The organism is Vibrio sp. 10N.247.311.14, assembly GCF_041467715.1.
Classification (GTDB): Bacteria; Pseudomonadota; Gammaproteobacteria; order Enterobacterales; family Vibrionaceae; genus Vibrio; species Vibrio crassostreae_C.
In genome coordinates this window covers 1-25,692 of the sequence record NZ_JBFSVE010000068.1, presented here as the reverse complement: position 1 = coordinate 25,692, position 25,692 = coordinate 1, and the positions used below count along the sequence as shown (strand labels likewise).

Sequence of the window (25,692 nt, the reverse complement as noted above, 5' to 3'; positions counted from 1 at the left end):
GTAGAGGACTTTCACCTCCTAGATCAACGCCATGCTCGGCGCACAAACAAAAAAGCTCACGTGATCAGCGTGAGCTTTTATTTAATTACATTCTTTTCAATGGCTTGACGACACTATCAAGCCCTTCAATTTTCAGAGCAAGGCACAGTTTCAATAAATCGCCGAGTTCACCAGACGGGAATCCCTTTTTATCAAGATATAACACTAACAAAATACTTCGGGAGAGGTCGCATTTACCTTCGACTTATTATGAATTACTTCAGATGTAGTTAAGTGACTTCAGCAGCTATCTCCCTTGTTAGTACAGTTCATCACGAAGTGACTTACCTAAGTTATACCTACCAACTATCTCAGATTTCAATTGATATAAAGACTTGACTTGTCTTTTTAGGGCGTGAGTTCACGCCCATATTAAATTATTTTCAAGATTAAAAAACAAACAAATCAAACGAAAGTAAAATAAAAAACCATAAAATCAAAACCTTAAAAACACATTGACTTTAAGTGAGCTTATCGAGTAAGTGATTTTCGTACACTCAATTTTTTACTATACGTGTATATGCCTTATCCCTAGATTAAATGGAAAGCAACGAACGACGTAGGAAACACCTACGAAACTACTGAAATAGGAACTTACATGTACTTTTATAACACCGACCGAACTATTCGCACTAAATACCCCCTAGAGAGGGCTTATGCTGATGTACTTGGTAACTACCTGTCTTTCATACTCTCAGTCGAGTACCTACAGCATGACGGAAGCTGGACTGAGGCAGGGCTACGTTGGGTGATTAATTGCAACAACAAGGAGTACGTTATGGAGAGCGGCTTCAAAGACTTCCCACACCGCGTTCGTTAGTAGTTTTATATTTCATTAAAAATGGCGGGGGTTGCCTCCGCCCATACTAAATTAGAGCAATGCAAAAAATGCAAAAAAAATCAAAAACAAAATATGGTTCTTTGGAATTTTCTATCGGATCTGAAGGATTCGACAACATCCAGTCTTGGCTTGTAAAAAGCTTCTTCTCTAAGTCATCATTTGGCGTTATTTTCGGTAAATCAGGTTCGCGAAAATCTTTTATAGCAGTTGACCTAAGTTGCTCCATTGCTACAGGTATACCTTGGCAAAATAAAACTGTTGCGACGGGTGCGGTAGTGTACGTAGCAGCCGAAGGGCAAACAGGTATGGCTCAACGTATCAAAGCATGGGAAATAACAAATGGACAGAAGGTAGAACACCTTTATCTATTAGGCCAAAGCTTGCTTCTATCTGATGCATCAGTCAGAGATAGCTTAATTCAATCTATTCATGACATTGAAAATAAGAATGGAGTTAAAGTTCAGTTAGTCGTCCTTGATACACTTGCTCGCAACTTTGAAGGAGATGAGAACAGCTCGGATGCTATGGGTAAATTTATTCGTGGCTGCGATATAGTAAAAGACATTGCCGACACTACTATCTTATGTATTCACCACTGTGGTAAAGACACTTCAAAGGGTGTTCGTGGAAGCTCTGCTCTTATTGGCGCTTGTGATTTTGAGTTTAAAGTTACACACAACGCCACGACTAATCTTACAACACTCAGTAACACCAAACAGAAAGACGCCGAAGCTGCACCAGATTTTGTCTTTGATTTTCAAGCCGTATCGCTCGGCACCTTTTGTGACGAAAATAAGCCTATTACATCTTTAGCCTTAACAGCACCAGCAACAATTGAGCGCGAAAAAACTAACGAGAATAATCCTACCTTAAAAGCCCTATGCGAAGAATTTAAGGGGCGGTGTACAAGAGATGAGTTGCGAATGGCTTGCTTCCCTCCTCAAGATAATGTGAAAGCGAATACGACCAACCAACAATTCAAACGTGCTTTGACTAGTTTGCAAGATGAAGGGTTGATTGTTATTCATCAAAAAGGTGCAAAGGCACACGCGAGTGACGAGATTACAGTTGCACACCAATACAAACTTGCCGCTTAAATAGCAACAGTCCCCTTCCTCAATGACAAGTGACGCACTTATATAAGTGCGTCACTTGTCATTGAGGAGGGATCATAAATTGCTAGCTTATTCAGCTTCTATTGAAAATGTAATCGTAGGAAATCTTGATTCAATTTCATCAATAAAGCGTTGTATGTTTCCTATTCCCCAGTTCCTGACCACATAGGGGTAGCTCTGGCTCTTTGTGTACACGATACTTACGGTATTTACGTTCATTATCTTTGACCTCACTTTCCATCTTTATCAACGGAAAAGAGCATGATGTGTTTTGGCGGAGAAACTCAAAAGAGTGGCTATCTAACGCCCCTGATTCCAAAACAGCTTGAACAGTAAACAAACCAAGATCAGATTTTTTGAAGCGGGTTTTGAAGGGCTGACCGTCGATAGATAGTGATATAACTGAAGAGTCACGCTGGCCTACTCGTGCAGCCCTCTCCTCTCTTTTCTTATGACGAACTTCATCTGGTAATCGAATGCTTCAGGGAGTGGGATGATCTGCTCTACATTGAGTAATAGACGCTCATCAAGCCGTAATGGATTCAAACGAACACAGGTAATGTCTAGTCCCATATCATTAACCCAAAGCACTGACGTCGTGATCTCTTTGGAAAAGTTTCGAGCAGCAATAACAATGCGAACATCCTTGCCAAACTCATCTTCTTGAGGTGAATCCCAATCAAGAAAACCAAGCAGTGAACTTTCGGCATCCTGTGCTTGTTCTGTCTGAGCTAAGAACTCTTTATTAAGCACTCACCGCTTGTTCCCAAGTAAGGTTGGCAACCATAGCGGCATAACGAATGGCTTGAAGTTCCATATGACCGCCATCGTCATCCCTTTTTAGTTCAATGACGACAAGGTTCGCTGATTTGTCTGTCCCTAACAAATCAATACGGCGATTAGACTCTACAAAATGGCCGTACTCTTCTGCAATCACCAAAGTATCAGGGCTAATAGCCTCAATATTGGCTCTCAGTAGGCGTTGAATATCTTGCCTTTCTTTTAGCCTCTCCGCTTCAAAAGAAGTGGGTTCTACCTTAATTAAAGTATCTTTCGCTAACTCATAGATTGCCATTCATCCCCTCCTTTCCGCTGACCATATCAAACATGACATTAAGCACAGCTTGACGAGTATTAGGATCACTTAGGTACTTGACCATCATTTCCTGCTCGGCACTAGAGCTAGCCATAACTGCATCGTCACTAGCCTGAGGGAAGTCACCTAACATCGCCGCAGCTTTCGGGTTATTTTTAATTTGAGCCATCACCGTTTCATTTTCGCGGACTTTCTCACTCCACTTACGAACAGTATTTAACATGTCACCATCAGAAAGATTTTCATTGGCAAACGCTTCATTAAGCTTATCCAAGACCAAAGATAAAAACTCTTCCTGTTTATCCTTGGCCTTAGCAGTACCTATATCGGTACTTGGCTCAAGTTGGTAATCCGGAGCATCTTCTTTGAGCTGAATATCTTGCTGACGGATCTTTGATAAACGGTAGTGACTCATCACCACGTTATCTAAATCTAACTCATCTTCCTCAATCACCTTCTCTCGTAGCAACGGGCGCAAGTGGCGCGCATACAAGCTCAATTTTTCTAGCTCTTTATCATCGTAATCGACAAGCTGAGACATAAACTCATAAAAACGGGTAAAGCTGCCGAGATCCTTCTTGAATATCTCAAGACGGTCTTTCTCTTGCTTGCAGTCTTTGAAGCTGTTCTCTGCGTTAGCGATTAGTACGGCGTCGCCTGTTTTCTTTGTGCGTTCAAACATTTCTTTAGCTTTAATATAAGCCTCTACCGCTGAGGTATAGCGCTTTTGCCAGCGCTCTTTGGCTGGGTGACAGATGTTACTGATCGCGGCATTAGATTTATTTTTGGTGAAGAAGGCTTCGCAAAACTGCTCTACTTCAGACCATAAGAAAATGCCACTGGTACGTAGCTTCTCATATAGGTCAAACACCATATTAGGATCGGTGACGTCCGCCAATTCTGCGGTTTGGTAATAAGGTTGGAAGGAACCTAAAATCTCGTCTGGTTCATTGTAAAAGTCTAATACGAATGTGCCTGTTTCTGCCTTGCCCGGATAAGTACGGTTAAGGCGAGAAAGAGTTTGAACACACTCTACGCCGCCTAGCTTCTTATCAACGTACATAGCGCATAACTTCGGTTGGTCAAAGCCTGTTTGGAACTTATTCGCCACAAGCATTACCTGATAGTCATCGCTATCGAAGGCTTTACGCATATCCCGACCTTTTAAGTCTGGGTTCATGTTCTTTTCAGTGAACTTTTGATCGATGAAAGCAAAGCTATCAGGATCATTTGCGTTGAATTCGACTTCGCCCGAGAAAGCTACCATAGCGCGAATCGCATCATAGCCACTCTTGTTCTCGGCGAGCGCATCCGCCACGTACTTATCAAAAGCTAGCTTATAACGCACCGCCTCTTTGCGAGAACTTGTGACCACCATTGCTTTAGCCTGACCACCTAATAAGCCCATTACGTTATCTTTGAAATGCTCAACAATCACTTTGACCTTTTGTGAGATGTTGTGATCGTGTAGGCGTACCCACTGGTTTAACTTAACCTTGGCTTTCTTGCTGTCGACTTCTTTATCAGCAGCCTCCACCTTCTGCGCTAATTGATACATCACCTTGTAATTGGTGTAGTTCTTTAGCACATCCAGAATAAAGCCTTCTTCAATGGCTTGGCGCATTGAATACACATGATATGCTTCTTGTTTATTCTGTTTCGATGGAGGTAACTCAGGTTTAGGTAAGCGTCCAAACAGTTCTAATGTTTTTGGTTTAGGGGTTGCCGTAAACGCGTAGTAGTTTAAGTTGGCGCTGCCTTTACGTGCAGCAATGGTCGCATCCAAAATATCTTCCGAGGACAACTCGACATCATCATCGGCTTCTTCGGTCATCAATACTTCTTTTAACTGACGAGCAGTCGAACCACTTTGCGAAGAGTGCGCTTCATCAGCGATTACTGCATAGCTGCGTTCTTTCAGGCTAGTGCTGTTTTCTATCGCACGTAACACAAACGGGAAGGTTTGAATGGTTACGATGATAATAGGTTGCGAGTTCTCTAACGCTGAAGCCAGCTTCTCTGATTTAGAACCATCACCCTCTTTGTTATTGATGCGCCCAACTACACCATCAGCGTGTTCAAATTGGTAGATGGTATCTTGCAACTGATCATCAAGAACGGTTCGGTCAGTGACGACAATGACTGAATGGAATTGCTTGTTACCTTCAGCATCATAAAGGGTCGAAAGCTGATGCGCAGTCCATGCAATAGAGTTCGACTTACCCGAACCCGCACTATGCTGCACAAGATACTTGTTACCAGTCCCTTCTTCGATGGCGGCGTCAATCAGCTTAGTCACGACATCCCACTGGTGATAACGCGGGAAAATAAGCGTTTCTTTCTTGTATTTACGCCCTTCCCAATCTTCTTTCTCTTCAATTTGAAGGTGAACAAAGCGACCGATGATATTCAATAGGTTGTCAGGGACTAATACCTCATTCCACAGATAATCCGTGGCATAACGGCTCTCATCTTCAGGTACATCGTTACCCGCACCACCCTCTTTAGTCCCTTTATTGAAAGGAAGGAAAAAGGTGTCGTCCCCTGCCAGTTTAGTTGCCATGTAAACTTCATACTGGCTGACTGCGAAATGCACCAAAGCACCACGTTTAAAGGTTAATAGTGGCTCAGGCTTCTTAGTCGCAGGGTCTTTGGGTAGACGAGTACGTTTATACTGCTTAATCGCGTTCTCTACCGCTTGCTTGAACTCTGATTTCAGTTCCAGCGTTGAAACAGGTAAACCGTTGACGAAGAGAGCCAGATCAATACGCCATGCCTTGGCTTTTTTACCAGTAGCCTCCAGATGCTCTTTAGTGGCATAGGGGCTATAAACAAGCTCAGGTACGATACGACAAATGTTCTGCTGATAACGCGCCAAGGTTTCAGGGTTTAGGTTATGCTCTGGCTTAAACTGACACAGCGAGAAACGCGCATTACGGATCTTTAAACCGTGACGAAGCACACCCAAAGTACCAAAACTACGGGAGGCTTGGTCTGTGGCATTCACATCAGCTTTTTTTAATTGAGCAACCAGCGCTTCAATAAAGTGACGGTCAGATTCATTCGGATAAACCTTACAAAACTTCTCCCACTCTTTCGGTTGAGTTTCTTTTACAAAGCTCAGCACATCTTGCTCATACAGTGCCGATTCACGGTTATAACCTTCAGACTTCCCTTCTATCCAGCCGTTCGCCACCATCTGGCGAATGATGTCATCTTGGAAGATACGTTCTTGAGTTGAATCAGTGCTCATTAGCCAGCCTCCTGCTGTTGAGCGTCTTGGTTTACTGGAGCTTGCCAATTGCGCACGTCAATCTTTCCAGTGACTGCGGCAGAAATTAGCGCGGTGCGGCGCTCTTTTAGTAACGATGTTTGAATGACAGATTTTTCGATTAATAAGTCAAAGGAAGTGCTTTTTCCTAGTACATATTCACAAATTTCGTTCTGCTCTTTTTCAGGAGGCATGAGTATTGGCAGGTTCTCAAATCCTTCTTGGTTGACATATACAAGTGTTGCTGCGGTTCCTATTAATTCAAAATATTGCTTTGATAGCGCTACTATGGATTGTAAATATTCAGCCTTTATATTAATTGGCTGAAATGCCTGCAATTGCTGATTAATAATGACGTCAATTTTATTAATCGATGTGACACCAAAATTACCGACGCAACTAGCTATAACAGAACCTGCCTTAAGTTTCTTAGAACCTGCCGCCAATGCCGACTCAGATGAAACATACTTAGATGTATCAGAGATATATTGTTGCTTCATATCCTCCATCGTAGCCCATGCTATACCGTGAGTATCATTAAGCTCAGGTTTGTTGCGTTGAGGAACAAATATGTTAGATACATATTTAGCACGTGTGACAACCCAATGCTCCGGCACCTCCCCCAACCATTCCACACCGGAATCTTTCATCGGTGTGTCTGGCTTTAGCCCTTTGGTGACGGCATGGCTGATCACCGCTTGGCGCTTTTCTTTTAGCAGCTTGATAAGTTGCTGCTGTTTAGCGATCAAAGTGTCGATTTTGGCGGTTTCGTGATCGAGGAACTTAGCAATACACTTCGCTTCGAACTCACTTGGATAAGGAAAATCGAGATTATCAATTGTGCTCATACCCAAATTTTTCTGGGTATTTGAATTAGAAAAAACTTCACATTGAGCTTGTAGCATCTTTGATTGCAAACAATAGTATATGTACCTACCAAGATGGTTACTTTTTGCAGTTATAACAGCCAAAGGCGACCAAACATTAAAGCTCATATCAGTATCAACGTATGCAACCTTACCAACTGAAGCAGCTTTACCTAATAAGACATCACCTTTCTTAGGCAAACATTTCATTGAATAGCGTTTATGGTCTTCTCTTGAGATGTATCGACAACCTTCAAAGACTAACTTGTTATCTTGGATACCATCCACTGATAAAAACGGTATGCCCGAATCTAAAAACTTAGGAGTCTCATGGGGGCCATCTTTTACAAAATTAGTACAAAGATATTTTAGAGGGACAATCTGCCAAGATTCCGGCAATTCACGTATCCAATTGTTTTCCCAACTACGATATTCGAGGTAAGTATTATACTTGCGCATTATGAATGCACCTCTTGCAGTAGCTCCATAATGTCCTTGCTCACAGCATCCAAGTCTTCATCTATCACTCTCAGCTCACGTGGTGGCTGGTAGACATAGAAATGGCGATTAAACGGAATTTCGTAACCAACAACACCGATCTCACTATCTTTCTCATCTCGCTTATCTGCATTAATCCATGCATCAACAACGTGAGGCGCGACTTCTTTATTGAAGTAAGTTTCAATCAACTCTGAAGTGCTTATACTTGGGTCTAATGGTACATTCTCGTTATCACGCAGGTCACCATCTTGTTGGTACTCTACGACCTTACCCACTAAACCTTTAACATCACCGACATACTCAAAAGCGCCATACAATGGTTGTGATTGTTCTTTTATTATCTTCTTAACTACTCGTTCAGCATCTTGGTTTTTCCACGTTACCGCATCAATAAACTGCTTTTTCTCTTTGGCATCGAGCTTAATTTCAGTGGCTTTAAGTGCACCTTTCAGAGTGAGTTCAAACTGGTTAAAGTCATCAGACTGTTGCACTTTGCCACCAAGAGATTGACCTATTTCAGCTTGTAGCTGCTGAGCTTTTTCCATCAGAGATTTTTGGAATAGCCATACTTTGCTATCCAAGACATCTTTGATTTGCTTCTCTTTAAGCTCCGGGAAATCCGCTTTGATTAATGTACGAACCTCAGTTTCAACTTCACCCAACATGCCATAGGTGTCATTCGTCCATTTTGAGCTACACTGCTCATAAATAGCTGGCATAACTAAGTTAAATGGCTTTGGCGCAAAGCGTAGTGACGCCACTGCATCATCAGTAATTTGTGCGGATAGACGCAATGGGCGTTCAATCGTTAGGCGGCGGTATCCAAACTCGTAAGTATGAAAGATCTTACTTGAGAAAGTTTTCGGTACTTCCGTTCTTGGTACGGCAGACTGGCGACCACGATTAGACTTTTGCTCTGCTGGCTTATCAAGCTCACGAGCATCAACTACTTCAAAATCACCAAAGCTACGCGTAATAGTTTTAATATCATCTTCACTCATTACGTTACGCTTAGAGCCTAGCGATTTACGCATCTTGCCACACAGGTTAGAGCCATCAATTAATTGAACTTTGCCTTTGCGTTCTGAGGCTTTCTTATTGCTTAGCACCCATACGTAAGTTGAAATGCCTGTGTTATAGAACATGTCAGTAGGCAGCGCGACGATGGCTTCAAGTAAGTCAGCTTCAAGGATGTAGCGACGAATTTCACTTTCACCACTACCAGCACCACCAGTAAATAGTGGTGAGCCATTAAGAATAATGCCGATACGCCCACCATCCGTAACACTGCCGTCAACAGCATGAGTGTCACGCATTTTGCTGATCAAGTGCATCAAGAACAGTAAGGAACCATCAGACACACGAGGTAAGCCCGCGCCAAAACGCCCATCGAAACCTTTTAGGATATGTTCGTCTTTGATCTCACCTTCAATCTTCTTCCAATCAACACCAAACGGAGGGTTAGATAGCATGTAGTCAAATTGGTCGGCTGGCAGTTGGTCATTGGAGAGAGTGTTACCTAATTTGATACGGCTAACATCTTGCCCCTTAATCAACATATCCGCTTTACAGATCGCGTATGACTCTGGGTTTAACTCCTGACCAAAGGCACGCATTACGGCTTTAGGGTTCAGCTCATGGACATATTCCATACCTGAAGATAAGAAACCGCCCGTACCCGCTGTAGGGTCATAAATGGTGCGAATGATACCTTCTTTGGTCAGTGCATCATCATCTTCCATGAACACGAGCGATGTGGTTAAGCGAACGATATCACGAGGGGTAAAGTGCTCACCTGCCGTTTCATTTGAGCTTTCAGCAAAGCGGCGAATCAACTCTTCAAACACCAAACCCATATCATGGTTAGAAATCGCTGTAGGGCTTAGGTCAGTAGTGGCAAATTTCTTTACTACTTTGAATAGCAAGTTGGCGTCATCTAACAGACCAACAAACTCGTCAAACTTGAAATGCTCGAAAATCTCTCGAGCATCCGCAGAGAAGCATTGAATGTAGTTCTCTAGGTTATCTTTGATATCCTTCTGTCCCATCTTCCCAAGGTTCATTGGTGATGTATTGAAGAACGACAAACCGTTAGTAGCACGAAGCAGCATCTTTTCTTGTGCTTCTTCAGGCAGGTTCATAGCTTTCACTTTCTCAGCCTGAATAACGACAGCATCTTTACTTTCTTCCAGTACACACTCAAGGCGACGAAGAAGAGTAAAAGGCAAGATCACACGCCCGTATTGAGATTGTTTTAAGTCACCGCGAAGCAGGTCGGCAACCGACCAAATGAATGCAGCGGTTTGAGAAAAGTTTGTGTTAGTCATATTAGGTTCTTAGTAAGCCTGACGAAATTATTTCGATTATACCCCAACAACATTGAAGAGACAGCGAACTAAAACAAAAAAGCACCTACATCAGGTGCTTAAACAAGTTATCTAGCGGATAAAACATCAAGCCTTATAGCTTGGGGCAGCGTCAATGATGTGCTTAGCAAGTAGCTCTATAATCTCCTTTACTTGCTTGTCACGACGATCCAAAAGCTGCTTGAGATTAGCGATTGTCACCTCAAGATCTTCGCCATCAGCGATATCTTCTAAGTTGTAAGCATCCTCAGCGTAACGAGTGACCTTTTCTATCCATGCCAACTTTGATCGATTATCGCGTGTATCACTTAAGGTAAGAAAGCCAGCTTCAATTGCTTTTTCTATTACTTTTTCAGCAAGGCTGGTTGCTTCAAATTCTTCCAAATCATATGCAAATTTGAATAATATTTCAGGGGGAACAAGTTTGCTCATAGTGTTTATTTAAAGGATACATTTTCTTTTTCCAACAGCAAAATTTGGTAAAAATGCGAGCGCTCTTTTTAGGGGCAGTTAAGAAGGGTCTCCCTTCTTGCCAGTGACAACATAAGAACGCAGTGGGTTGTCCTATCTGGAACCACCTACTGATAAGAGGAGTTAGCGTTAACTTATTTGTAATAAAAGAAGAATGTTTTTAATATTTAATCAAACAAACATTTATGCTTAAAAACTGGACTGTAATAACCCAACCCGTTCGCCTTGCAAGCGATGGCATTATGATGCGCGAACGCTACCTGCAAAGCCTGAAGCACGCCAACCACAAACATACCGAACATATCGTATCCATATTTGGTTGCGCGGAAACATCTAATCGCATAGCGCTAGCTGGCGAAGAATTTCGACTTAATCAACAGATCTATAACCGTCGTGGCGGTCGCCCACTTTCGAGCTACGCGGTCGAGTATTGCCTAACTCTTCCGAAAGGCTACCGCCCAACTAAGCAACAATGGCAATCTGTAGTTAAGGATTGCAGCTTAGCCCTTGCAAAATTATGCAAACTGAATAAATCTGAGTTCGCTCAATACAGACAACAAATCCGAGCAGTATTACACCAACAAGAGCAAGGCGGAAAACGTGGCAGCGGTGATCATGTCCATTTAATCATTGGAAAAGTTGTAGCAAATCGAGTTCTCAAAGAGCTGCAACAAAAAAAGGCGACCAACCTTATTAAAAAAGCTTTCAACCACTCAGTTTTAAAACACGTTGGAATCGATCATCGAAACTATCAACCAATAGAGACAGAGAAAGGAAGAAGGCTATCGACTTGGCAATATCAACACCAGAAGTCCACTGAAGCGCTTGAAATTCAAAAGCTCATCGAGAAAATGCAAACACAGTTTGATAAATGGCTTAAAGCAAAGGAAGAACATAATGATAGGCAACAACGCCGACAAGAAAACCGACTTATGAAAACCTATGATTCCCTCGCTTCTTACTCATTAACAAAGCAGCAACAAGAGCAAGCTGAGATTATTAAAGGCAAGATACACTAAATTTAAAGAAGCCTGTTTCATCAACAGGCTTCACATTTACCTAAAACTCAATACGAAGCCATTCACATGGCTATAGTAGTAAAAAATGATTTAGTGACACTACGAGGCAAGAAAATCAAGTGATGCATAAAGTTCTTGATTGAAATCATTATCTTGTAAAAACAATGAGAATTTGCGCTCTTCAACAAAACCGAACTTATGAGCTAACTCAATTAGTGTTGAATCAGGGTAATCATAAGCGGTTTCAACAAACGACTGGGAGTTAAACATAACTGATATGTAGTCTGTAATTTGCGCATGCTCCTTAATGAATTCGTCCTTAGTGCTAAGGCTATATTCATTAGTCGCAGTGCCTTGTATGACAAACTCTGCTCTATCAAGAGGTGCCCAGTAAGTTTTACAGCTCACTAAGCTTAACTTACTCCACTGATAACGCCCTCTACTCGGATACAAAAACCTTGTTAAATCCAACGAATGAAGTTTATTGAAAATATGCGATAAAAACTGGTCACCATCTTTGACCTTGATGTTACTTCTACTGCCATACATATAAGCATATGGCAGATAGAGGGCTTTCCCCCCCTCCTCAGTTTTTGAGAACTGATATGGCAACATAGCAAGTCTTCGTTTTTGACCATTTTTAAAGTGCCACGTAATATCGATACAATTAGCAACCTTGGTTTTAGCGTCAGGACAAGGCTCTTCTGAACGATTCAGTGTAATTGAAGAGATAAAGCGACGTAAATTATTCCGTATTTCTTGTCTCGTTGGGTTTAGGTAATCGGTTCGAATACTATCAGTATATATCTCGGGTAAATTGGACAGTTCGTCCGCATTAAACTCAATAGTATCGGTGTTTATGGTGTCTAACTTTGCTTCAAGCTCTATGATTTTGCTATCACTGTCTACAATGAGATCCAGAAGTGTTTTACTCGGCGTAGATTTGTAGTAATCACGTAGATTGTCTCGGCTTTCTTGTTGTTCGAATAACTCAGCTTCAAGCTTTAATTTCTGCTGTTCTGCAAGGGTATTATGGCTTTTACTAGACTCTGAAAGATAAGCGTCCTTACAAATTTCAAGAGTCAGTAGATCGAGCATGTTAACATTATAAACTTCTCTTGCATGCTCCCCCTTCATTGCTAAGTTACACACGTAGTTGGCCCTGTCTCCCCCTTTATCGACAAAAACCATTGCACCACCGCAAGTGCCACAACGAGCAATACTTTTTAATAAGGGAATCTTACCGCTTGCCGTATCTCTACCTTGCTTTTTTGTTTTTTGAATCTGGAGTTTACGAAATGTATCATCATCGATTAACGATGGATAATAGCTTTTCAGGACATGCTCAATGCCTTCAATCGTATATTTTTTCTCACCTATCAAAGAACGTTTGCCCCACAATTGACTGATAGCAATGTAATCCCACGTCTTTGCCTGTTTTACCCCACCTTTCCGTCTTGTTGGTTTGTACTCAAAATTGGCATCTAGATACTGCTTTATTTTTAAATCCCCGAAGCCAGCAATACGCATCTCAACAGCCTTTTTTACGCCTTCAGCGTTGATGTTGAACGAGTGGGTGCTCTGGTCTATCCAAAACGGTGCACGCCCTAAAGCACCTTGCGGCTTTCCTGTCTCGTGCCAGCGACTTAAAGCAAGTTTTGAAGCAGCGACAATACGCTTCGATTTAGTTTCAGACTCTTCATTCGCTCGCTGCATTGTAATCAACGAAACGATAAGATCTGCCGTCAAGTTTTGGCTCTTAGCATCAAACATCTTGTCATCAATATGGGTATACACACGTACACCACGATTGATAATGCTAAGTAACTGCTCCATTGCAACATTTACAGTTTCTCTGGAAAGGCGGTCAAGTGAGAAAACGACCAAAATACTGCCCGGAGGAATTTCCCCGCTTTCTATCCTAGATAAAACAAGCCCAAGAGCGCCTTCTTTATGTTTGCCATGGTATGCGCTCAATCCGTGATCTACGAAATTCTCATCATCGATAGGAAGGTTGTGCTTCTCGGATAATTCTTCAAGGACACTTCTCTGCTGTTGTGTTTCTAAGCCAACACCTTGTAACTGTTTAGTGGTACTAATACGAGCGTAATTATAAATTTTTGGGATAGTTTTCATACTTAAGGGGCTTCACTACAGAATCTAAGCCCTCAACCTTGAGAGCTAAACAGAGCTGCATTAAATCACCTAACTCACCCGAAGGAAACTGTTTTTTATTAGCAAACCACAGCAAATATTCTTCAGGTAAGTCAATCAGTGTACGACCCGCGTACTTTCCAAATGGCATCTGCATTCGAGCCAACTTAATCAGGTTCTCTTTCTCTAGCATTATTCGGTCTTTACTATGCGTCATCTATGTTGTGTAGAGTATCACCTAAACGTTCAACCCAATAGTTGATCGCGTCTTTGGCATCATCCAGCGAATCAATCATGGTTGAAAAATCTTTGTTACCCGCTTCACGGTCGATGGCTGCAAACAGTGGTGTGCCCTCTTGAGCATCACTGACCAATAACTCTACACTCGCACTCCCAACATTGGTGTGCTCACCAGTCGTGACCTTAGATATGGTTGACATCGCAAGACCAAACGGCAGAACACTGCTCGTCACAGCTAAGATCGGATTGGGCGTTTCAACGTTACTCAGAGCGATACTCAAGCGCAGCGTTTTTCCTGTAGGTTCATCGACAATCGTTTTATGAGGCGATATTTTTTCTTCCAAGCGTTCAACCATATGCTCAGTGAGTTCCTGAATCTCTTCCTGATCCAACGAACCTTCTTCTGCTAAAACAAAAATTTGGTCGATCACTACAGAGTCGTAATCATCTAACTTGGACTTCAAACGCTGTGTGTCACGCAGCCCAACCCTTGCCCAAACCAAGTCGACGCCTCCGACAGGCCCAGCCTGAAAATCTTCGTAGCTGGTAAATTTAGTAGCTGTTCTAATTGGGCCGCCTGCACAACCAAACAAGAAAATGCTGGTTGCAACAAGCAAAAGGACTTTTAAAGAGTTCATAACGCACTTAGCTAAAATTAAGGAATCTAACTAAGTATGCCATACCCTATGTGAAAAGGTTGTAGAAAAAGGGGGTTAAAAATCAGAGCTAACTCTAAAATTAATCATGTTGAACAGTGTGTGCGTACTCTACAATTACCTGATTTCCTTCAATATAAGCATTTTGGATCTCACCATCAACACTCATTCTACTTTTCAGGTAAACCACTTTAGGCCCAGACTCATTGCCCTCTTTTAGCGAAGGGAATACATTCCTTGGTTCCAAATGAAGTAAACGACAAAAGTGACTAATGAAAGACATGGTTAATGGCGTCTCCCCTCTTAGCACTCTTGAGAAATCAAGCTGGTTCATGCCTAGCTTTTTTGAAAACTCCATCTGCGTAATTCGCATTCTCGATTTTTGTGACATCCACGTTTGATACAACGCGTCTCTGTCTAGTTCTGTGAATTCCATACCGACTCCTTTATATAATTCATACCAATCAATTGTCCGGTTTTTCATACATGGCGTGTCAGGGTTCGGTTAGTGGAAACCAAAGGTTTGGTTTTGATATGGGGATAACCTTGTTTAATCTGTACAGAGCTATCAGAGCAAATAATGATCCGCCAACAAAGCAACAAACAAGATCATAAGATGATAGATGGAGAACTTAAAGGTCTTCATGGCCATATTGGGTTCATCACGATATTTCAGTACCCAAGCGTGATAAACAAACCCGCCGTTGAGCACCAATGAAGCGCTCAGATATATCCAGCTGCTCATGCCAACCAATACAGGCAATATACACACGATGCTAAGCAAAAAGGTATACAGAAGAATAGACGTCTTGGTGTATTCGATTCCGTGAGTCACAGGCAACATGGGGATGTTCACTTTGGCATACTCATCACGACGATGAATTGCCAACGCCCAGAAATGAGGAGGCGTCCAAATAAAGATGATCATCACCAACAACCAAGCATTTGAATGCAGCTCGTTGGTGACTGCCGTCCAGCCCAATAACGGTGGCATTGCGCCAGCTATCCCTGCAATTACGATGTTCTGTGGCGTCGCTCGCTTCAAGTACATGGTATAGATGACCGCATAGCCCAATAAACTTGCAAAGGTTAGCCAAGCCGTGAGTTGATTGACCCACACCACTAACGTAGCGAACCCAAATAAGCCGATACCTGCTGCAAAGCTAAACACACGCACACTACTCAGCTCACCGGATGGTAAAGGGCGTCGATTTGTTCGAGTCATCTGGCCGTCGATCTTTTTATCGATCAAATGGTTAAACGCAGCCGCTGAACCTGCCATTAACCCTATCCCAATCATTCCGAACAAAGTTTGTTGCAAAGGCAATCCATTCGGCACGGCCAAACACATCCCAACCAATGCTGTCAGCAACATCAAAGCCACCACTTTAGGCTTAGTCAGCGTTAAATAAACTTTCCAAGTGGCTTTGTTTTTTTCAGCCTTTTCGTTACTTAAAGTTATGTCATTATTGGCTGTTATCTTATGAGTTAAGGCTGCGTCTTGAGCCACCACTTCATACTGTGTTGACGTTCTACTGACCATGATTACCTCCTTGCAATACACTGTTCTTCACCACGCTCTCACTCGGTTTGCGTTGCCACACCACAAAATTGGTTACAACCATGCTGATGAGCAACATTGCTGCGACTAGGTTATGCAAAACCGCAACTGAGATTGGCAGGTGAAACCATACATTACTGATCCCAAGGCTGATTTGAGTAAACAACACTATTGCGACAATCATGCTCAGCTTTTGGTGAGGCACTTGGCCAAACTTCCATAACTGGTACACGACCATCAGCACCGTTAATGTCGCCACAATAGCCCCGAACCTGTGCATGACATGTATGGTAAGCCTCGCGGGATACTCCAACACACCAAACTCATAGTTATCGTGTCCGTGTTGAGCAAAATCGAACGCATTTTTGAAATCGAGGTAGCTCATCCAGTTACCTTCACAAATAGGCAATTGGGTACACACCAAAGCGGCATAGTTTGACGATGTCCAACCACCAAGCAGTATCTGCCCAACCACAATGAGTAACCCAAACAACGCCCAAAATTTAAGTGTTGGAGAATAAGAAGCCTCGCCAAAACGGCTTTGGAATTGAGACAAACGGCAGTAGAGCAAACACAACAGTGACAGCAACGTGAAGCCCCCCATCAAATGCGCCATAACCACAACGGGCATCAACTTAAGAGTCACCGTCCACATTCCAAGCAAAGCCTGAAAAATCACAGTGGCAGAGATAAGTAATGGAAGACCAACTGGTGTGATGTTCTTTTTAATACACCAAGCTACAACGACAAAGATAAGCAACCCTAATGTTCCTGCAAAGTAGCGATGGATCATCTCTATCCACGCTTTGTCTGCTTCAAGAGCTCGCTCTGGAAATTGCAGATTGGCTTGACTCACCGCTTGGGCATCAGACGGAACGGTGATCTTACCGTAACAACCCGGCCAGTCAGGACAGCCAAGGCCAGCATCAGACAGGCGTGTATAAGCTCCGAGAACAATCACGGTAAGGGTTAACAAGATAGTTAATCTCATCACAAGCATCAGTAAATCAGGGGCTTTATTCTGCATCACTTATCTCCCTATACTTATTCCCTTTCGCTGCTTAAGCTCAAGCATTTTCGCCATCAACTACCCAACTCGTGACAGCTTAAGTAGCTTTCTTAAATCATGAATCATACCTTTGGATTGCCCGACTAACTGCGACGGTTCCGACACGCTTTTGTACTCCATAACCAACTGTCCTAGCGGGTCAATAATGACAATGGAAGCCGGCGAAAACTCGGTGCTTAACTGATCACCACCAGCTAACAAAGACAAATCCGGCTTATCAAGCGAACCCGTTAACGAGTTACCTTCCGATACAAAAACAACGGCGGTCACTCGCTCTTTGTTTTTCCCTAACGCTAAGTAACTTTGATTCAAATAATGAAGCTGTTGTTCACACAAGCTTTCGCACTCCATCGGTGCGATATAACCCACTAACCACCCCTCTCCAGCCATGGGCACCGTTACGCCGAAATCTGCTAGTATGGTTCTTGGTTCAATCAATTCGCCCGAGTTAGTGACACCTGACGTGTACCAATTCTGGTCCAACACGGTTTTGGCAATAATCGCAGGCAAAGCGAAAATCAAAACTAATCCGATTAATACCAGACGCCCCTTAGTTCGGCGGCTTTTAAGCTCGGCCATGTTTGCATCGGTACTTTCCCTGTTCATTTGTGCTCGAGATTTATCCATCTTTCTTCCTTGTTGTAGGCGCTGCCTTTAAGTCGCGATTTAAACTTCAAGTGCCTACTTCTTATTCATGTGGCTATTTTTCTTAAAATATCGGAACCCAATCAACAACATCAAAAACATAAGTACAGCAGCCATTACAAACCATTGAAACGAGTAACCAAAGTGCTTCTCAGACTTCATCGCCGTCGGTCGCCATAACAACTCATAAGGCCAAGAATCTAAGCTCTGAGGTTGGAAGACAAAGGGCAACACTTCTTGCCCTGTATACTGTGATAACGATGCTATGTTTAGGTTTTGGATTCTATTCGGTGTTGTATTTTCTAAACCCAACTCATGACTTAAAGGGTTAACTGAGCGTGTATACAAGCGCCCTGACAATTTGGATCGTACCGTGATAGTTCCTAGTTGCGGGAGTTCTCTTCTGTCATTACTTGCCGCAACAAACCCAAGATCGATCAACAACTGTTTTTCAGCTACTAAGGACTGGTTTCCATCTTCAAAGCGAACCTTACCCAACATGTAAATCACATACCCTACCGTTCCTTGGTTTATCTGGTTGTCTAACAAGAGCATCAAGCCACTCGTATTGACTAATTCAACATCCGCCTTTAACCCGTTTAGAGTTTGAGGATTTAATGACTCTCGGCCAGATAAACCCAGCTCTCGCATCTCAGAAATAATGACACCTAAAGGTTGTGACGATAGCTGTGCTCTCTCTGTCAATTGCTGTTCATAACGTAATTTCTCGTTACCACGATCGAGTTGCCATAAACCTAACTTGATTAAAGCGCCGACTGAAACCACAGTTAAAACAACCGCTATCCAAAAACCTTTACTGCGGAACTTGTGTTCATCATCAATCAATCGGTTTGGAGTTATCACTATGGCGTCATCTACCTTTGTTCTGTTATTTAAAGTCGTATTGGTCGCTTTGCTGTTTTTTATCGCTTTCAATTTGATGAAAGGTCTAATCCAAATCGCCTCGGGCAAACACAATGGAAAAAGGCTCAGTCGCTTCTTGGGGCGTCGTGTCATATGGTCAGCCGTTGTCGTGCTACTTTTATTACTTGCTTTGGGATCAGGAGTGATAACGCCCAACCCTCGCCCCTATTAATCCCCTATAGGCTCCACCGTTAAAGCACATAGACAAATACAAACAGGCCTAACCAAACCACATCAACAAAGTGCCAATACCAACTGCCCGCTTGGAACGCAAAGTGGTCTTTCGGAGTGAAGTGGTCTTTCGCAACCCTTGCCAGCAACACAATCAAAAAGATCGTCCCTAAACAGACATGCAAGCCATGGAATCCGGTCAACAAGAAGAAGGTATTGCCATAGATACCAGACTGAAGCGTCAGCCCCATTTCTTGATAAGCGTGAAGATACTCTTCAACTTGGAAGAACAAGAAGAAGCCAGCCAGAACAATGGTTATCTCCAACCAAACGATCAAAGCCATACGCTTATTTTGTTCAAGACTGATATGTGCCATGTGCAGCGTCACAGAGGAAAGCAGCAGAATAATGGTGTTCTTAAGCGGGATACCTTGCCAAGGCATAGCTTGTGTCGTTACGCCATCAGGGGTAGTCGTTAGTGGCCATATTGATTGGAACATCGGCCACAATACTTCATGGGTCATTTCATTATTGCCCGCGCCACCAATCCAAGGCACAGAAATCATGCGAGCATAGAAAAGCGCGCCAAAGAAAGCGCCGAAGAACATGATTTCGGAGAAAATAAACCAACTCATTCCTTGTCTAAAAGAACGAGAAATCTGCTCAGAATAGAGACCACTCAATGATTCTGTGATCACATTGCTAAACCAACCTGCGAGCATGTAAAGCAGCACAGCAAACCCGACTAACAACACCGCTTTGCCAAACACGCCGCCAGCAGCGTCGGTGCCCATATTTTGCACCGTCAAGCCAGCGCCAACCGCGACCAAAAACAGCGCTACAGCACCCACTAATGGCCAGTGACTTTGATGTGGAACAAAATAAACTTCCTTTTTAGAACTCATCGCTCAACTCCTTATGTTGATACTGGTTCTGTAAATCCCTAGTTACTTGCGAGTACGTTAGGCTCAGATTTATTGGCCGCTGCACCCACCTCATTCGTGATATTGAATAACGTGTAAGAGAGCGTAAGCGTATGTAACGATTCTGGAATATCTGGCTCAATGTAAAATATCAAACCCATTTCGGCACTCTTGTGCCCGTCCAATGGCTGTTGATTAAAGCAAAAGCATTCCATCTTATTGAAATAAGTTGCCCCCATACCTGGAGAAACCGATGGTACGGCTTGGCCAACCAATGAGGCTCCAGAAAGGTTTTTGGCAATGTAGTTAGTTTGAACCACCTCACCAGGATGAACCTCTAACACTCGAACTTCAGGCGAAAACTGCCATGGCATATCTGGCTTGATGTGGGACATGAATTCGACTCGAACCGTACGAGAGTAGTCTGGCTGCATTCCCTGAGGTTGCACCGCTGAAACAGTATTAGTTTTGCCATTGATGCCTAAGGCCTCACACATGACATCGTAGAGCGGCACCAAAGCGAAACCGAAGCAAAACATCGCAACCACGCTCAACACCAAGTAGCCCGTCAGCTTTTTGGTCGATCGCTTATTAGACAGGCGCTTAGGTTGTTTTTTATCTTGATTGGGATCGCTTTGCTTATCACTCATGGTTCTGCCCTCTAATCCACTTTCGGCGGATGGGTAAAGGTGTGGTGAGGCGCAGGGCTTGGTACTGTCCATTCAAGACCTTCAGCTCTATCCCAAGGCTTACTTGGCGCAGGCTCTCCCCCTCTTACGCACTTAATCGCTAGCCATAAGAAAATTAGCTGAGACAACCCAAACGCAAAACCACCAATCGACACGACTTGGTTAACGTCAGCAAACTGAATCGCATAATCAGGAATACGACGCGGCATACCCGCTAACCCTAAAAAGTGCATCGGGAAAAACAGTACATTAACTGAAATCACCGACGTCCAGAAATGCCACAGGCTGAGCTTGTGGTCGTACATATGTCCGGTCCACTTAGGCAGCCAATAATAGGCAGCAGCCATAATCGAGAACACGGCACCGGTTACCAGAACATAATGGAAGTGAGCCACAACAAAATAAGTATCGTGGTATTGGAAATCAGCTGGCACGATAGCGAGCATCAATCCAGATAACCCGCCAATCGTAAACAAAACAATGAAGGCAATCGCAAACAGCATTGGTGTTTCAAAGGTCAAAGCACCCCGCCACATGGTCGCTACCCAGTTGAAGACTTTCACACCGGTCGGCACCGCTATCAACATGGTGCAATACATGAAGAACAGTTCGGCAAATACTGGCATACCCGTGGTGAACATGTGGTGTGCCCAAACCAAGAATGACAACAGTGCGATACTACAGGTCGCATAAACCATCGAGTGATAACCAAACAGGCGCTTACCACTGAATGCAGGGATGATGGCTGAGACAATACCAAAAGATGGCAAGATCATGATGTACACTTCGGGGTGCCCAAAGAACCAGAATATGTGCTGGAACATCACCGGGTCCCCACCACCAGCGGCATCAAAGAAGCTAGTCCCAAAATACTTGTCAGTCAGTACCATAGTCACAGCCCCCGCGAGAACGGGCATCACGGCTATCAGCAAGAAAGCGGTAATTAACCATGTCCATACGAACATCGGTAGCTTGAACCAAGTCATACCCGGAGCGCGCATGTTCACTATGGTTACGATGACGTTAATCGCCCCCATGATCGAACTGATCCCCATAATATGAACTGAGAATACGAATAGCGCGGTACTGTCTGGGCCATAAGTTGTCGAGAGTGGCGCGTAGAAGGTCCAACCAAAGCTCGGGCCGCCACCCTCTGTAAACAAAGATCCGATTAAGATTAGAAACGCAAAAGGCAAGATCCAGAAACTGAGGTTGTTCATTCTCGGCAGCGCCATATCTGGTGCACCGATCATCATCGGAATCATCCAGTTAGCCAAACCCGTAAATGCAGGCATTACGGCACCGAATACCATGATTAAACCATGGACTGTAGTCATCTGATTGAAGAAATCTGGCTCAACGAGTTGCAAACCCGGTTGGAACAGCTCCGCACGGATCACCATCGCCATTGCGCCGCCCGTTAAGAACATTGCAAAGCTGAACCACAAATAAAGTGTACCAATGTCTTTATGATTGGTTGAATAAAGCCAACGAGCCCAGCCTTTAGGTGCCGCATGTGAATCGTGATCATCAACAGGCAAATCATTATTGCCCAAGGTGCCTTCCGCAGAATGGCTCAGTACTTGATCTTCTGCTGGAGCCGATTTCACCGGCTTATTGATTGGTGAACTCATAACTGATCCTTAGCATCATTTTGTGCATCATCCGTTGAGCTTTCAGAACTGCCTTCTTGCTTCGCCTTATAAGCGTTGATATCTGAGGCCTGAACAATATCGCCGGTATCATTACCCCAAGCGTTTCGTTGATAAGTTACTACCGCTGCGATCTCTTTCTCGGTTAACTGATTATCGAATGCTTGCATCGCCGTACCGCCACGACCATAAACAATTGTGTCGATATGAACATCCACATCACCAAGGGCAATAGGACTTCCTTTGATGGCAGGGAATGCTCCAGGAATGCCCTCACCGTTTGCTTGGTGACAAACCGCACATCGAGTTTTGTAAACCTCTTCACCGATGGTATTCAACTCCGCCAAGGAAAGTGACGCATCTAATGCATCTTTTGCGGCTTGTTGTTCGGCTATCGCTAACTCTTTCTGCTCCGCTAACCATGCGTCAAACTCATCTTCTTCCATGGCATGCACCACGATCGGCATGAAACCATGGGCACGACCACACAACTCTGCACACTGCCCTCGGTAAACACCAGGCTCATCTATCTTAGTCCAAGCCTCATTAATAAAGCCCGGAATGGTATCTTTCTTAACGGCGAATGCTGGCACCCACCATGAGTGAATCACATCATCGGAAGTCATCAAGAAACGGACTTTACGGTCAACAGGCAGTACCAGCGGCTTATCAACTTCTAGCAGGTAATGCGCGCCTTTCACTTCGAGGCCTTCAATCTCTTTGTCACTGGTCGCTAGAAGGCTGAAAAATTCGACGTCTTCACCAAAATAGCTGTAATGCCATTTCCATTGTGACCCGGTGATTTTAACGGTCAGATCTGATTGGGAGGTATCTTCCATCGCTATTAAGGTTTTGGTGGCGGGTATCGCCATAGCGATGAGAATGATGATAGGGATGATGGTCCAAAGAATTTCGACTTTCGTGCTTTCGTGAAAATGGGCAGCAACTGCGCCCTTCGATTTCCTGTGCCTCAAAATCGAATAAAACATCACACCAAAAACAACAAAGGCAATCGCACAACAGATGTAGAAGATCAGCATATGAAGTTCATACACCTTACCACTGATCTCAGTGACGCCTTGAGTCATGTTGTAATCACTGCTAGCGTGCACTAAAGGCGATACTAAAAGCACAACAAAACTCTTCAAAAGCCACGCTAGCCTAACCAGTAATCTTTTCAAAAGATCTCTCCTTGTCCTTCCTAATTGGATACTTGCGACCTAAATGTCGTTGCGAACTGGACAACATTCATTGTTATTCCGGCTACACATGAAAAGGCTGAATCTCAATCTACAACTCACATGGAACTAGCCTGTGAGCAGGCTACTGACCTCATATAAACCCAAGAACTAATACGGTTCAAAAGCGTTGGAGGTTTCCATGAAAGATTCAAAAACGGCGAATTTGTTAAATTTTGTTATATTTATGTAAAAGGCTAGTTAGTGATATCCAATTATTCAAGGTAAGTTTACTTACTAAACAGTCAATTATTTGAAGTGGCTTAATCTACGTGCCCTCTTGCCGTTGGAATTTATTTTATATCGAGTTTTACGATTGCTTTCATGGAAATGAGAATTAATATCACTTAAATTAAATCAACGGTAAGTCATACAGACATTAATAGGTTTAGTGATTATGCAAGATGCAATGAATTGGTTAGCGAGAGACCCAGATCCAAGAACTCGTGAAGAACTTCAACACCTCATCGATGAGGGAATGCACGACGAACTTGAAGACCGCTTTACTCAACGATTAGAGTTCGGAACGGCAGGACTTAGAGGCAAAGTTGGATGCGGCCCAAATCGAATGAACCGTTTAGTCATACAGGAAACAGCAACCGGGCTCGGCCACTACTTAATCGAACATGTCGCTAATGCGACCATTCGCGGTGTGGTCGTCGGTTATGACGGCCGTTTAGATTCAAAGCAGTTCGCGATTGATACCGCTTCCGTACTCACGGCTTTAGGCATTAAGGTTTATCTAACCTCGAACGTCGCGGCGACCCCTATCGTTGCCTTTGGTATTGAGCACTTCAACGCCGCAGCTGCCGTTGTGGTGACGGCCAGCCACAACCCACCGGAATACAATGGTTTCAAAGTGTACTGGGAGAATGGCGCTCAAATCATTCCTCCTCACGATGCGGGTATTGCCGCTGAAATCGATATCGCATCGACCAAGCCGCTCCCTTTAATGAGCCTAAGTGACGCTGAGACGCAAGGTAAGTTGGTGTGGTTAACTGAAGGCTATTATCAAACGTACCGCGCTGCGATCAATCAGAGCCCATACGTGAGTGACGAGATCGAATCGGCGAACACCACCATCACCTATACCGCAATGCATGGTGTCGGCGCACAAATGGCCGAGGATCTACTTCACGATTCTGGTTTCCATAAGGTGTTCAGCGTCGCCGAGCAAAGAGAGCCCGATGGTAACTTCCCGACCGTCAACTTCCCGAATCCGGAAGAAAAAGGCGCGATGGATCTGGTGGTTAACTTAGCAAAAAGTGTCGATGCCGACATTGCTTGTGCCAACGATCCAGATGCAGACCGATTTGCGGTTGCAGTGAGAACAGATGATGGCTCATACAAAATGCTAACAGGTGACCAAGTCGGCGTGCTATTCGCTCATTATCTACTCTCAAAGCCGCATACCAAAAACCAATTAGTTGGTAACAGTATCGTATCTTCAACCTTACTTGAAAAAGTGGCTCAATCTCATGGTGCGACTTATTTCCAAACGCTGACAGGTTTTAAATGGTTGGCGAATATTGGCATGCAATTGGAAAATGATCAGAACGACTTCTTGTTCGCCTATGAAGAAGCATTAGGCTACACAATTGGTACTCAAGTACGAGACAAAGATGGGCTGTCTGCTATTGTCGTGTTTGCTCAATTGGTTGAGGAGTTAAAATCTCAAGGTCGAACAGTTTGGGATCTTCTCGCTCAAATTTCATTTGAACATGGGGTTCATACCAACGCTCAGCGAAGTATTGCACTAGACCCAGATTCACCATCGATTGGTTCTAAGCTCCGCTCGGCACAGCCTAAAGCAATCAACGGTGTCGCTATCTCTGTAATTGAAGATTTGCAGTCTTCTTTACGCTTCGTCATTGGAGGCAATACTGAAGCCATTAACCTGCCTGCAAGTGACGTACTCATCTATCATCTCGAAGATGGTTCACGCATTATCGTAAGACCTTCCGGTACTGAGCCAAAAGTTAAGATCTACTATGAGACGGTGACAAAATTTGAAGGGACAGAAACCTACGAAGACACTCGCCTGCGCGGTGAGAAGTACATGGAGAAACTGATTGAACAACACCAACAAGAGTTGAATTCATAGCGATTTAGCGCGTTCAACATGTAACGGTTAATCGAGTAGGAGGAGGCCTCACGGCCTCCGTCCTCTCACACCACCGTACAA

23 protein-coding genes and 1 pseudogene are annotated in these 25,692 nt (G+C 43.7%); 5 read left to right on the top strand and 19 right to left on the bottom strand.

Features of this window, described 5'->3' with window-relative positions:
* Nucleotides 1-85 precede the first annotated feature (85 nt).
* Nucleotides 86-205 (bottom strand): annotated as a pseudogene (locus AB6F11_RS19645) (putative quorum-sensing-regulated virulence factor); the annotation flags it as partial.
* 432 nt (nucleotides 206-637) lie between these two features.
* Here AB6F11_RS19645 and AB6F11_RS19640 point away from each other — a divergent pair.
* Nucleotides 638-859, top strand: a complete 222-nt coding sequence (locus AB6F11_RS19640) for a hypothetical protein (protein WP_372098260.1) — start codon at nucleotides 638-640, stop codon at nucleotides 857-859.
* 59 nt (nucleotides 860-918) lie between these two features.
* On the top strand, nucleotides 919-1,977 hold the full coding sequence (locus AB6F11_RS19635; protein WP_372098259.1) for a helicase RepA family protein: 1,059 nt from the start codon (nucleotides 919-921) through the stop codon (nucleotides 1,975-1,977).
* 438 nt (nucleotides 1,978-2,415) lie between these two features.
* On the opposite strand, the gene AB6F11_RS19630 is transcribed toward AB6F11_RS19635, so the two are convergent.
* The 6 genes from AB6F11_RS19630 to AB6F11_RS19605 form a co-directional block, all read right to left on the bottom strand.
* Complete coding sequence (locus AB6F11_RS19630) at nucleotides 2,416-2,748, bottom strand: hypothetical protein (RefSeq protein ID WP_372098258.1); 333 nt, start codon at nucleotides 2,746-2,748, stop codon at nucleotides 2,416-2,418.
* Nucleotides 2,741-3,070, bottom strand: coding sequence for a hypothetical protein (locus AB6F11_RS19625; RefSeq protein WP_372098257.1), 330 nt, complete (start codon nucleotides 3,068-3,070; stop codon nucleotides 2,741-2,743). The genes AB6F11_RS19630 and AB6F11_RS19625 overlap by 8 nt, the downstream gene beginning before the upstream one ends.
* Nucleotides 3,057-6,344, bottom strand: a complete 3,288-nt coding sequence (locus AB6F11_RS19620) for a type I restriction endonuclease subunit R (protein ID WP_372098256.1) — start codon at nucleotides 6,342-6,344, stop codon at nucleotides 3,057-3,059. The genes AB6F11_RS19625 and AB6F11_RS19620 overlap by 14 nt, the downstream gene beginning before the upstream one ends.
* Complete coding sequence (locus tag AB6F11_RS19615; RefSeq protein WP_372098255.1) at nucleotides 6,344-7,687, bottom strand: restriction endonuclease subunit S; 1,344 nt, start codon at nucleotides 7,685-7,687, stop codon at nucleotides 6,344-6,346. Before AB6F11_RS19615 ends, AB6F11_RS19620 begins: the two co-directional genes overlap by 1 nt.
* The gene (locus AB6F11_RS19610) at nucleotides 7,687-10,056 is read right to left on the bottom strand and encodes an N-6 DNA methylase (protein ID WP_372098254.1); all 2,370 of its coding nucleotides are present in this window, start codon (nucleotides 10,054-10,056) and stop codon (nucleotides 7,687-7,689) included. Before AB6F11_RS19610 ends, AB6F11_RS19615 begins: the two co-directional genes overlap by 1 nt.
* A gap of 126 nt (nucleotides 10,057-10,182) precedes the next feature.
* Nucleotides 10,183-10,527 carry a hypothetical protein gene (locus tag AB6F11_RS19605; protein ID WP_372098253.1) on the bottom strand — a complete coding sequence of 115 codons (345 nt, stop codon included), beginning with the start codon at nucleotides 10,525-10,527 and terminating at the stop codon, nucleotides 10,183-10,185.
* Nucleotides 10,528-10,751: 224 nt separating this feature from the next.
* Between AB6F11_RS19605 and AB6F11_RS19600 the strand changes: the two genes are divergently transcribed.
* On the top strand, nucleotides 10,752-11,585 hold the full coding sequence (locus AB6F11_RS19600; protein ID WP_372098252.1) for a hypothetical protein: 834 nt from the start codon (nucleotides 10,752-10,754) through the stop codon (nucleotides 11,583-11,585).
* A gap of 99 nt (nucleotides 11,586-11,684) precedes the next feature.
* Here the strand turns inward: AB6F11_RS19600 and AB6F11_RS19595 are convergent, their stop codons facing one another.
* The 8 genes from AB6F11_RS19595 to AB6F11_RS19560 all read right to left on the bottom strand — a co-directional run bounded on the left by AB6F11_RS19595 (nucleotide 11,685) and on the right by AB6F11_RS19560 (nucleotide 18,888).
* Nucleotides 11,685-13,721 carry a recombinase family protein gene (locus tag AB6F11_RS19595; protein WP_372098251.1) on the bottom strand — a complete coding sequence of 679 codons (2,037 nt, stop codon included), beginning with the start codon at nucleotides 13,719-13,721 and terminating at the stop codon, nucleotides 11,685-11,687.
* A complete protein-coding gene (locus AB6F11_RS19590) occupies nucleotides 13,696-13,932 on the bottom strand; it encodes a DUF3820 family protein (protein WP_372098250.1) in 237 nt (78 codons plus the stop codon). The genes AB6F11_RS19595 and AB6F11_RS19590 overlap by 26 nt, the downstream gene beginning before the upstream one ends.
* A gap of 13 nt (nucleotides 13,933-13,945) precedes the next feature.
* On the bottom strand, nucleotides 13,946-14,617 hold the full coding sequence (locus AB6F11_RS19585) for a DUF3313 domain-containing protein (protein ID WP_102393168.1): 672 nt from the start codon (nucleotides 14,615-14,617) through the stop codon (nucleotides 13,946-13,948).
* Between the two features lie 100 nt (nucleotides 14,618-14,717).
* Nucleotides 14,718-15,071 (bottom strand): hypothetical protein, encoded by a 354-nt coding sequence (locus tag AB6F11_RS19580; RefSeq protein ID WP_017061749.1) that lies wholly within the window; start codon nucleotides 15,069-15,071, stop codon nucleotides 14,718-14,720.
* A 132-nt stretch (nucleotides 15,072-15,203) separates the two neighbouring features.
* On the bottom strand, nucleotides 15,204-16,178 hold the full coding sequence (gene cyoE, locus AB6F11_RS19575; RefSeq protein ID WP_017066082.1) for a heme o synthase: 975 nt from the start codon (nucleotides 16,176-16,178) through the stop codon (nucleotides 15,204-15,206).
* Nucleotides 16,168-17,223, bottom strand: coding sequence for a heme A synthase (locus tag AB6F11_RS19570; protein ID WP_017071636.1), 1,056 nt, complete (start codon nucleotides 17,221-17,223; stop codon nucleotides 16,168-16,170). The genes cyoE and AB6F11_RS19570 overlap by 11 nt, the downstream gene beginning before the upstream one ends.
* A gap of 60 nt (nucleotides 17,224-17,283) precedes the next feature.
* Nucleotides 17,284-17,892, bottom strand: coding sequence for a hypothetical protein (locus tag AB6F11_RS19565; RefSeq protein ID WP_102393167.1), 609 nt, complete (start codon nucleotides 17,890-17,892; stop codon nucleotides 17,284-17,286).
* A gap of 54 nt (nucleotides 17,893-17,946) precedes the next feature.
* Nucleotides 17,947-18,888 (bottom strand): SURF1 family protein, encoded by a 942-nt coding sequence (locus tag AB6F11_RS19560; RefSeq protein ID WP_102393166.1) that lies wholly within the window; start codon nucleotides 18,886-18,888, stop codon nucleotides 17,947-17,949.
* On the opposite strand from AB6F11_RS19560, the gene AB6F11_RS19555 reads away from it, so the two are divergent.
* Nucleotides 18,776-19,006 carry a DUF2909 family protein gene (locus tag AB6F11_RS19555; protein ID WP_102393165.1) on the top strand — a complete coding sequence of 77 codons (231 nt, stop codon included), beginning with the start codon at nucleotides 18,776-18,778 and terminating at the stop codon, nucleotides 19,004-19,006. The genes AB6F11_RS19560 and AB6F11_RS19555 overlap by 113 nt on opposite strands.
* Before the next feature lie 19 nt (nucleotides 19,007-19,025).
* Here AB6F11_RS19555 and AB6F11_RS19550 read toward each other — a convergent pair whose 3' ends face one another.
* The 4 genes from AB6F11_RS19550 to coxB are packed head-to-tail and all read right to left on the bottom strand — an operon-like array spanning nucleotide 19,026 to nucleotide 23,450.
* Nucleotides 19,026-19,910, bottom strand: coding sequence for a cytochrome c oxidase subunit 3 (locus AB6F11_RS19550; protein WP_009845661.1), 885 nt, complete (start codon nucleotides 19,908-19,910; stop codon nucleotides 19,026-19,028).
* Nucleotides 19,911-19,948: 38 nt separating this feature from the next.
* Nucleotides 19,949-20,578, bottom strand: coding sequence for a cytochrome c oxidase assembly protein (locus AB6F11_RS19545; protein WP_102393164.1), 630 nt, complete (start codon nucleotides 20,576-20,578; stop codon nucleotides 19,949-19,951).
* A gap of 11 nt (nucleotides 20,579-20,589) precedes the next feature.
* On the bottom strand, nucleotides 20,590-22,251 hold the full coding sequence (gene ctaD, locus AB6F11_RS19540; protein WP_017061756.1) for a cytochrome c oxidase subunit I: 1,662 nt from the start codon (nucleotides 22,249-22,251) through the stop codon (nucleotides 20,590-20,592).
* Nucleotides 22,248-23,450: a cytochrome c oxidase subunit II gene (coxB, locus tag AB6F11_RS19535; RefSeq protein ID WP_017061757.1), complete on the bottom strand. Its 1,203-nt coding sequence runs from the start codon at nucleotides 23,448-23,450 to the stop codon at nucleotides 22,248-22,250. Before coxB ends, ctaD begins: the two co-directional genes overlap by 4 nt.
* Before the next feature lie 454 nt (nucleotides 23,451-23,904).
* On the opposite strand from coxB, the gene AB6F11_RS19530 reads away from it, so the two are divergent.
* On the top strand, nucleotides 23,905-25,611 hold the full coding sequence (locus AB6F11_RS19530) for a phospho-sugar mutase (protein WP_104216245.1): 1,707 nt from the start codon (nucleotides 23,905-23,907) through the stop codon (nucleotides 25,609-25,611).
* The last annotated feature ends 81 nt before the right edge of the window (nucleotides 25,612-25,692 follow it).

Coding starts and splice junctions, on each gene's coding strand:
- AB6F11_RS19640 (WP_372098260.1), top strand. CDS start 638: ATGTACTTTTATAACACCGACCGAACTATTCGCACTAAATACCCCCTA.
- AB6F11_RS19635 (WP_372098259.1), top strand. CDS start 919: ATGCAAAAAATGCAAAAAAAATCAAAAACAAAATATGGTTCTTTGGAA.
- AB6F11_RS19625 (WP_372098257.1), bottom strand. CDS start 3,070: ATGGCAATCTATGAGTTAGCGAAAGATACTTTAATTAAGGTAGAACCC.
- AB6F11_RS19620 (WP_372098256.1), bottom strand. CDS start 6,344: ATGAGCACTGATTCAACTCAAGAACGTATCTTCCAAGATGACATCATT.
- AB6F11_RS19615 (WP_372098255.1), bottom strand. CDS start 7,687: ATGCGCAAGTATAATACTTACCTCGAATATCGTAGTTGGGAAAACAAT.
- AB6F11_RS19610 (WP_372098254.1), bottom strand. CDS start 10,056: ATGACTAACACAAACTTTTCTCAAACCGCTGCATTCATTTGGTCGGTT.
- AB6F11_RS19605 (WP_372098253.1), bottom strand. CDS start 10,527: ATGAGCAAACTTGTTCCCCCTGAAATATTATTCAAATTTGCATATGAT.
- AB6F11_RS19600 (WP_372098252.1), top strand. CDS start 10,752: ATGCTTAAAAACTGGACTGTAATAACCCAACCCGTTCGCCTTGCAAGC.
- AB6F11_RS19595 (WP_372098251.1), bottom strand. CDS start 13,721: ATGAAAACTATCCCAAAAATTTATAATTACGCTCGTATTAGTACCACT.
- AB6F11_RS19590 (WP_372098250.1), bottom strand. CDS start 13,932: ATGCTAGAGAAAGAGAACCTGATTAAGTTGGCTCGAATGCAGATGCCA.
- AB6F11_RS19585 (WP_102393168.1), bottom strand. CDS start 14,617: ATGAACTCTTTAAAAGTCCTTTTGCTTGTTGCAACCAGCATTTTCTTG.
- AB6F11_RS19580 (WP_017061749.1), bottom strand. CDS start 15,071: ATGGAATTCACAGAACTAGACAGAGACGCGTTGTATCAAACGTGGATG.
- cyoE (WP_017066082.1), bottom strand. CDS start 16,178: ATGGTCAGTAGAACGTCAACACAGTATGAAGTGGTGGCTCAAGACGCA.
- AB6F11_RS19570 (WP_017071636.1), bottom strand. CDS start 17,223: ATGCAGAATAAAGCCCCTGATTTACTGATGCTTGTGATGAGATTAACT.
- AB6F11_RS19565 (WP_102393167.1), bottom strand. CDS start 17,892: ATGGATAAATCTCGAGCACAAATGAACAGGGAAAGTACCGATGCAAAC.
- AB6F11_RS19555 (WP_102393165.1), top strand. CDS start 18,776: ATGGCGTCATCTACCTTTGTTCTGTTATTTAAAGTCGTATTGGTCGCT.
- AB6F11_RS19550 (WP_009845661.1), bottom strand. CDS start 19,910: ATGAGTTCTAAAAAGGAAGTTTATTTTGTTCCACATCAAAGTCACTGG.
- AB6F11_RS19545 (WP_102393164.1), bottom strand. CDS start 20,578: ATGAGTGATAAGCAAAGCGATCCCAATCAAGATAAAAAACAACCTAAG.
- ctaD (WP_017061756.1), bottom strand. CDS start 22,251: ATGAGTTCACCAATCAATAAGCCGGTGAAATCGGCTCCAGCAGAAGAT.
- AB6F11_RS19530 (WP_104216245.1), top strand. CDS start 23,905: ATGCAAGATGCAATGAATTGGTTAGCGAGAGACCCAGATCCAAGAACT.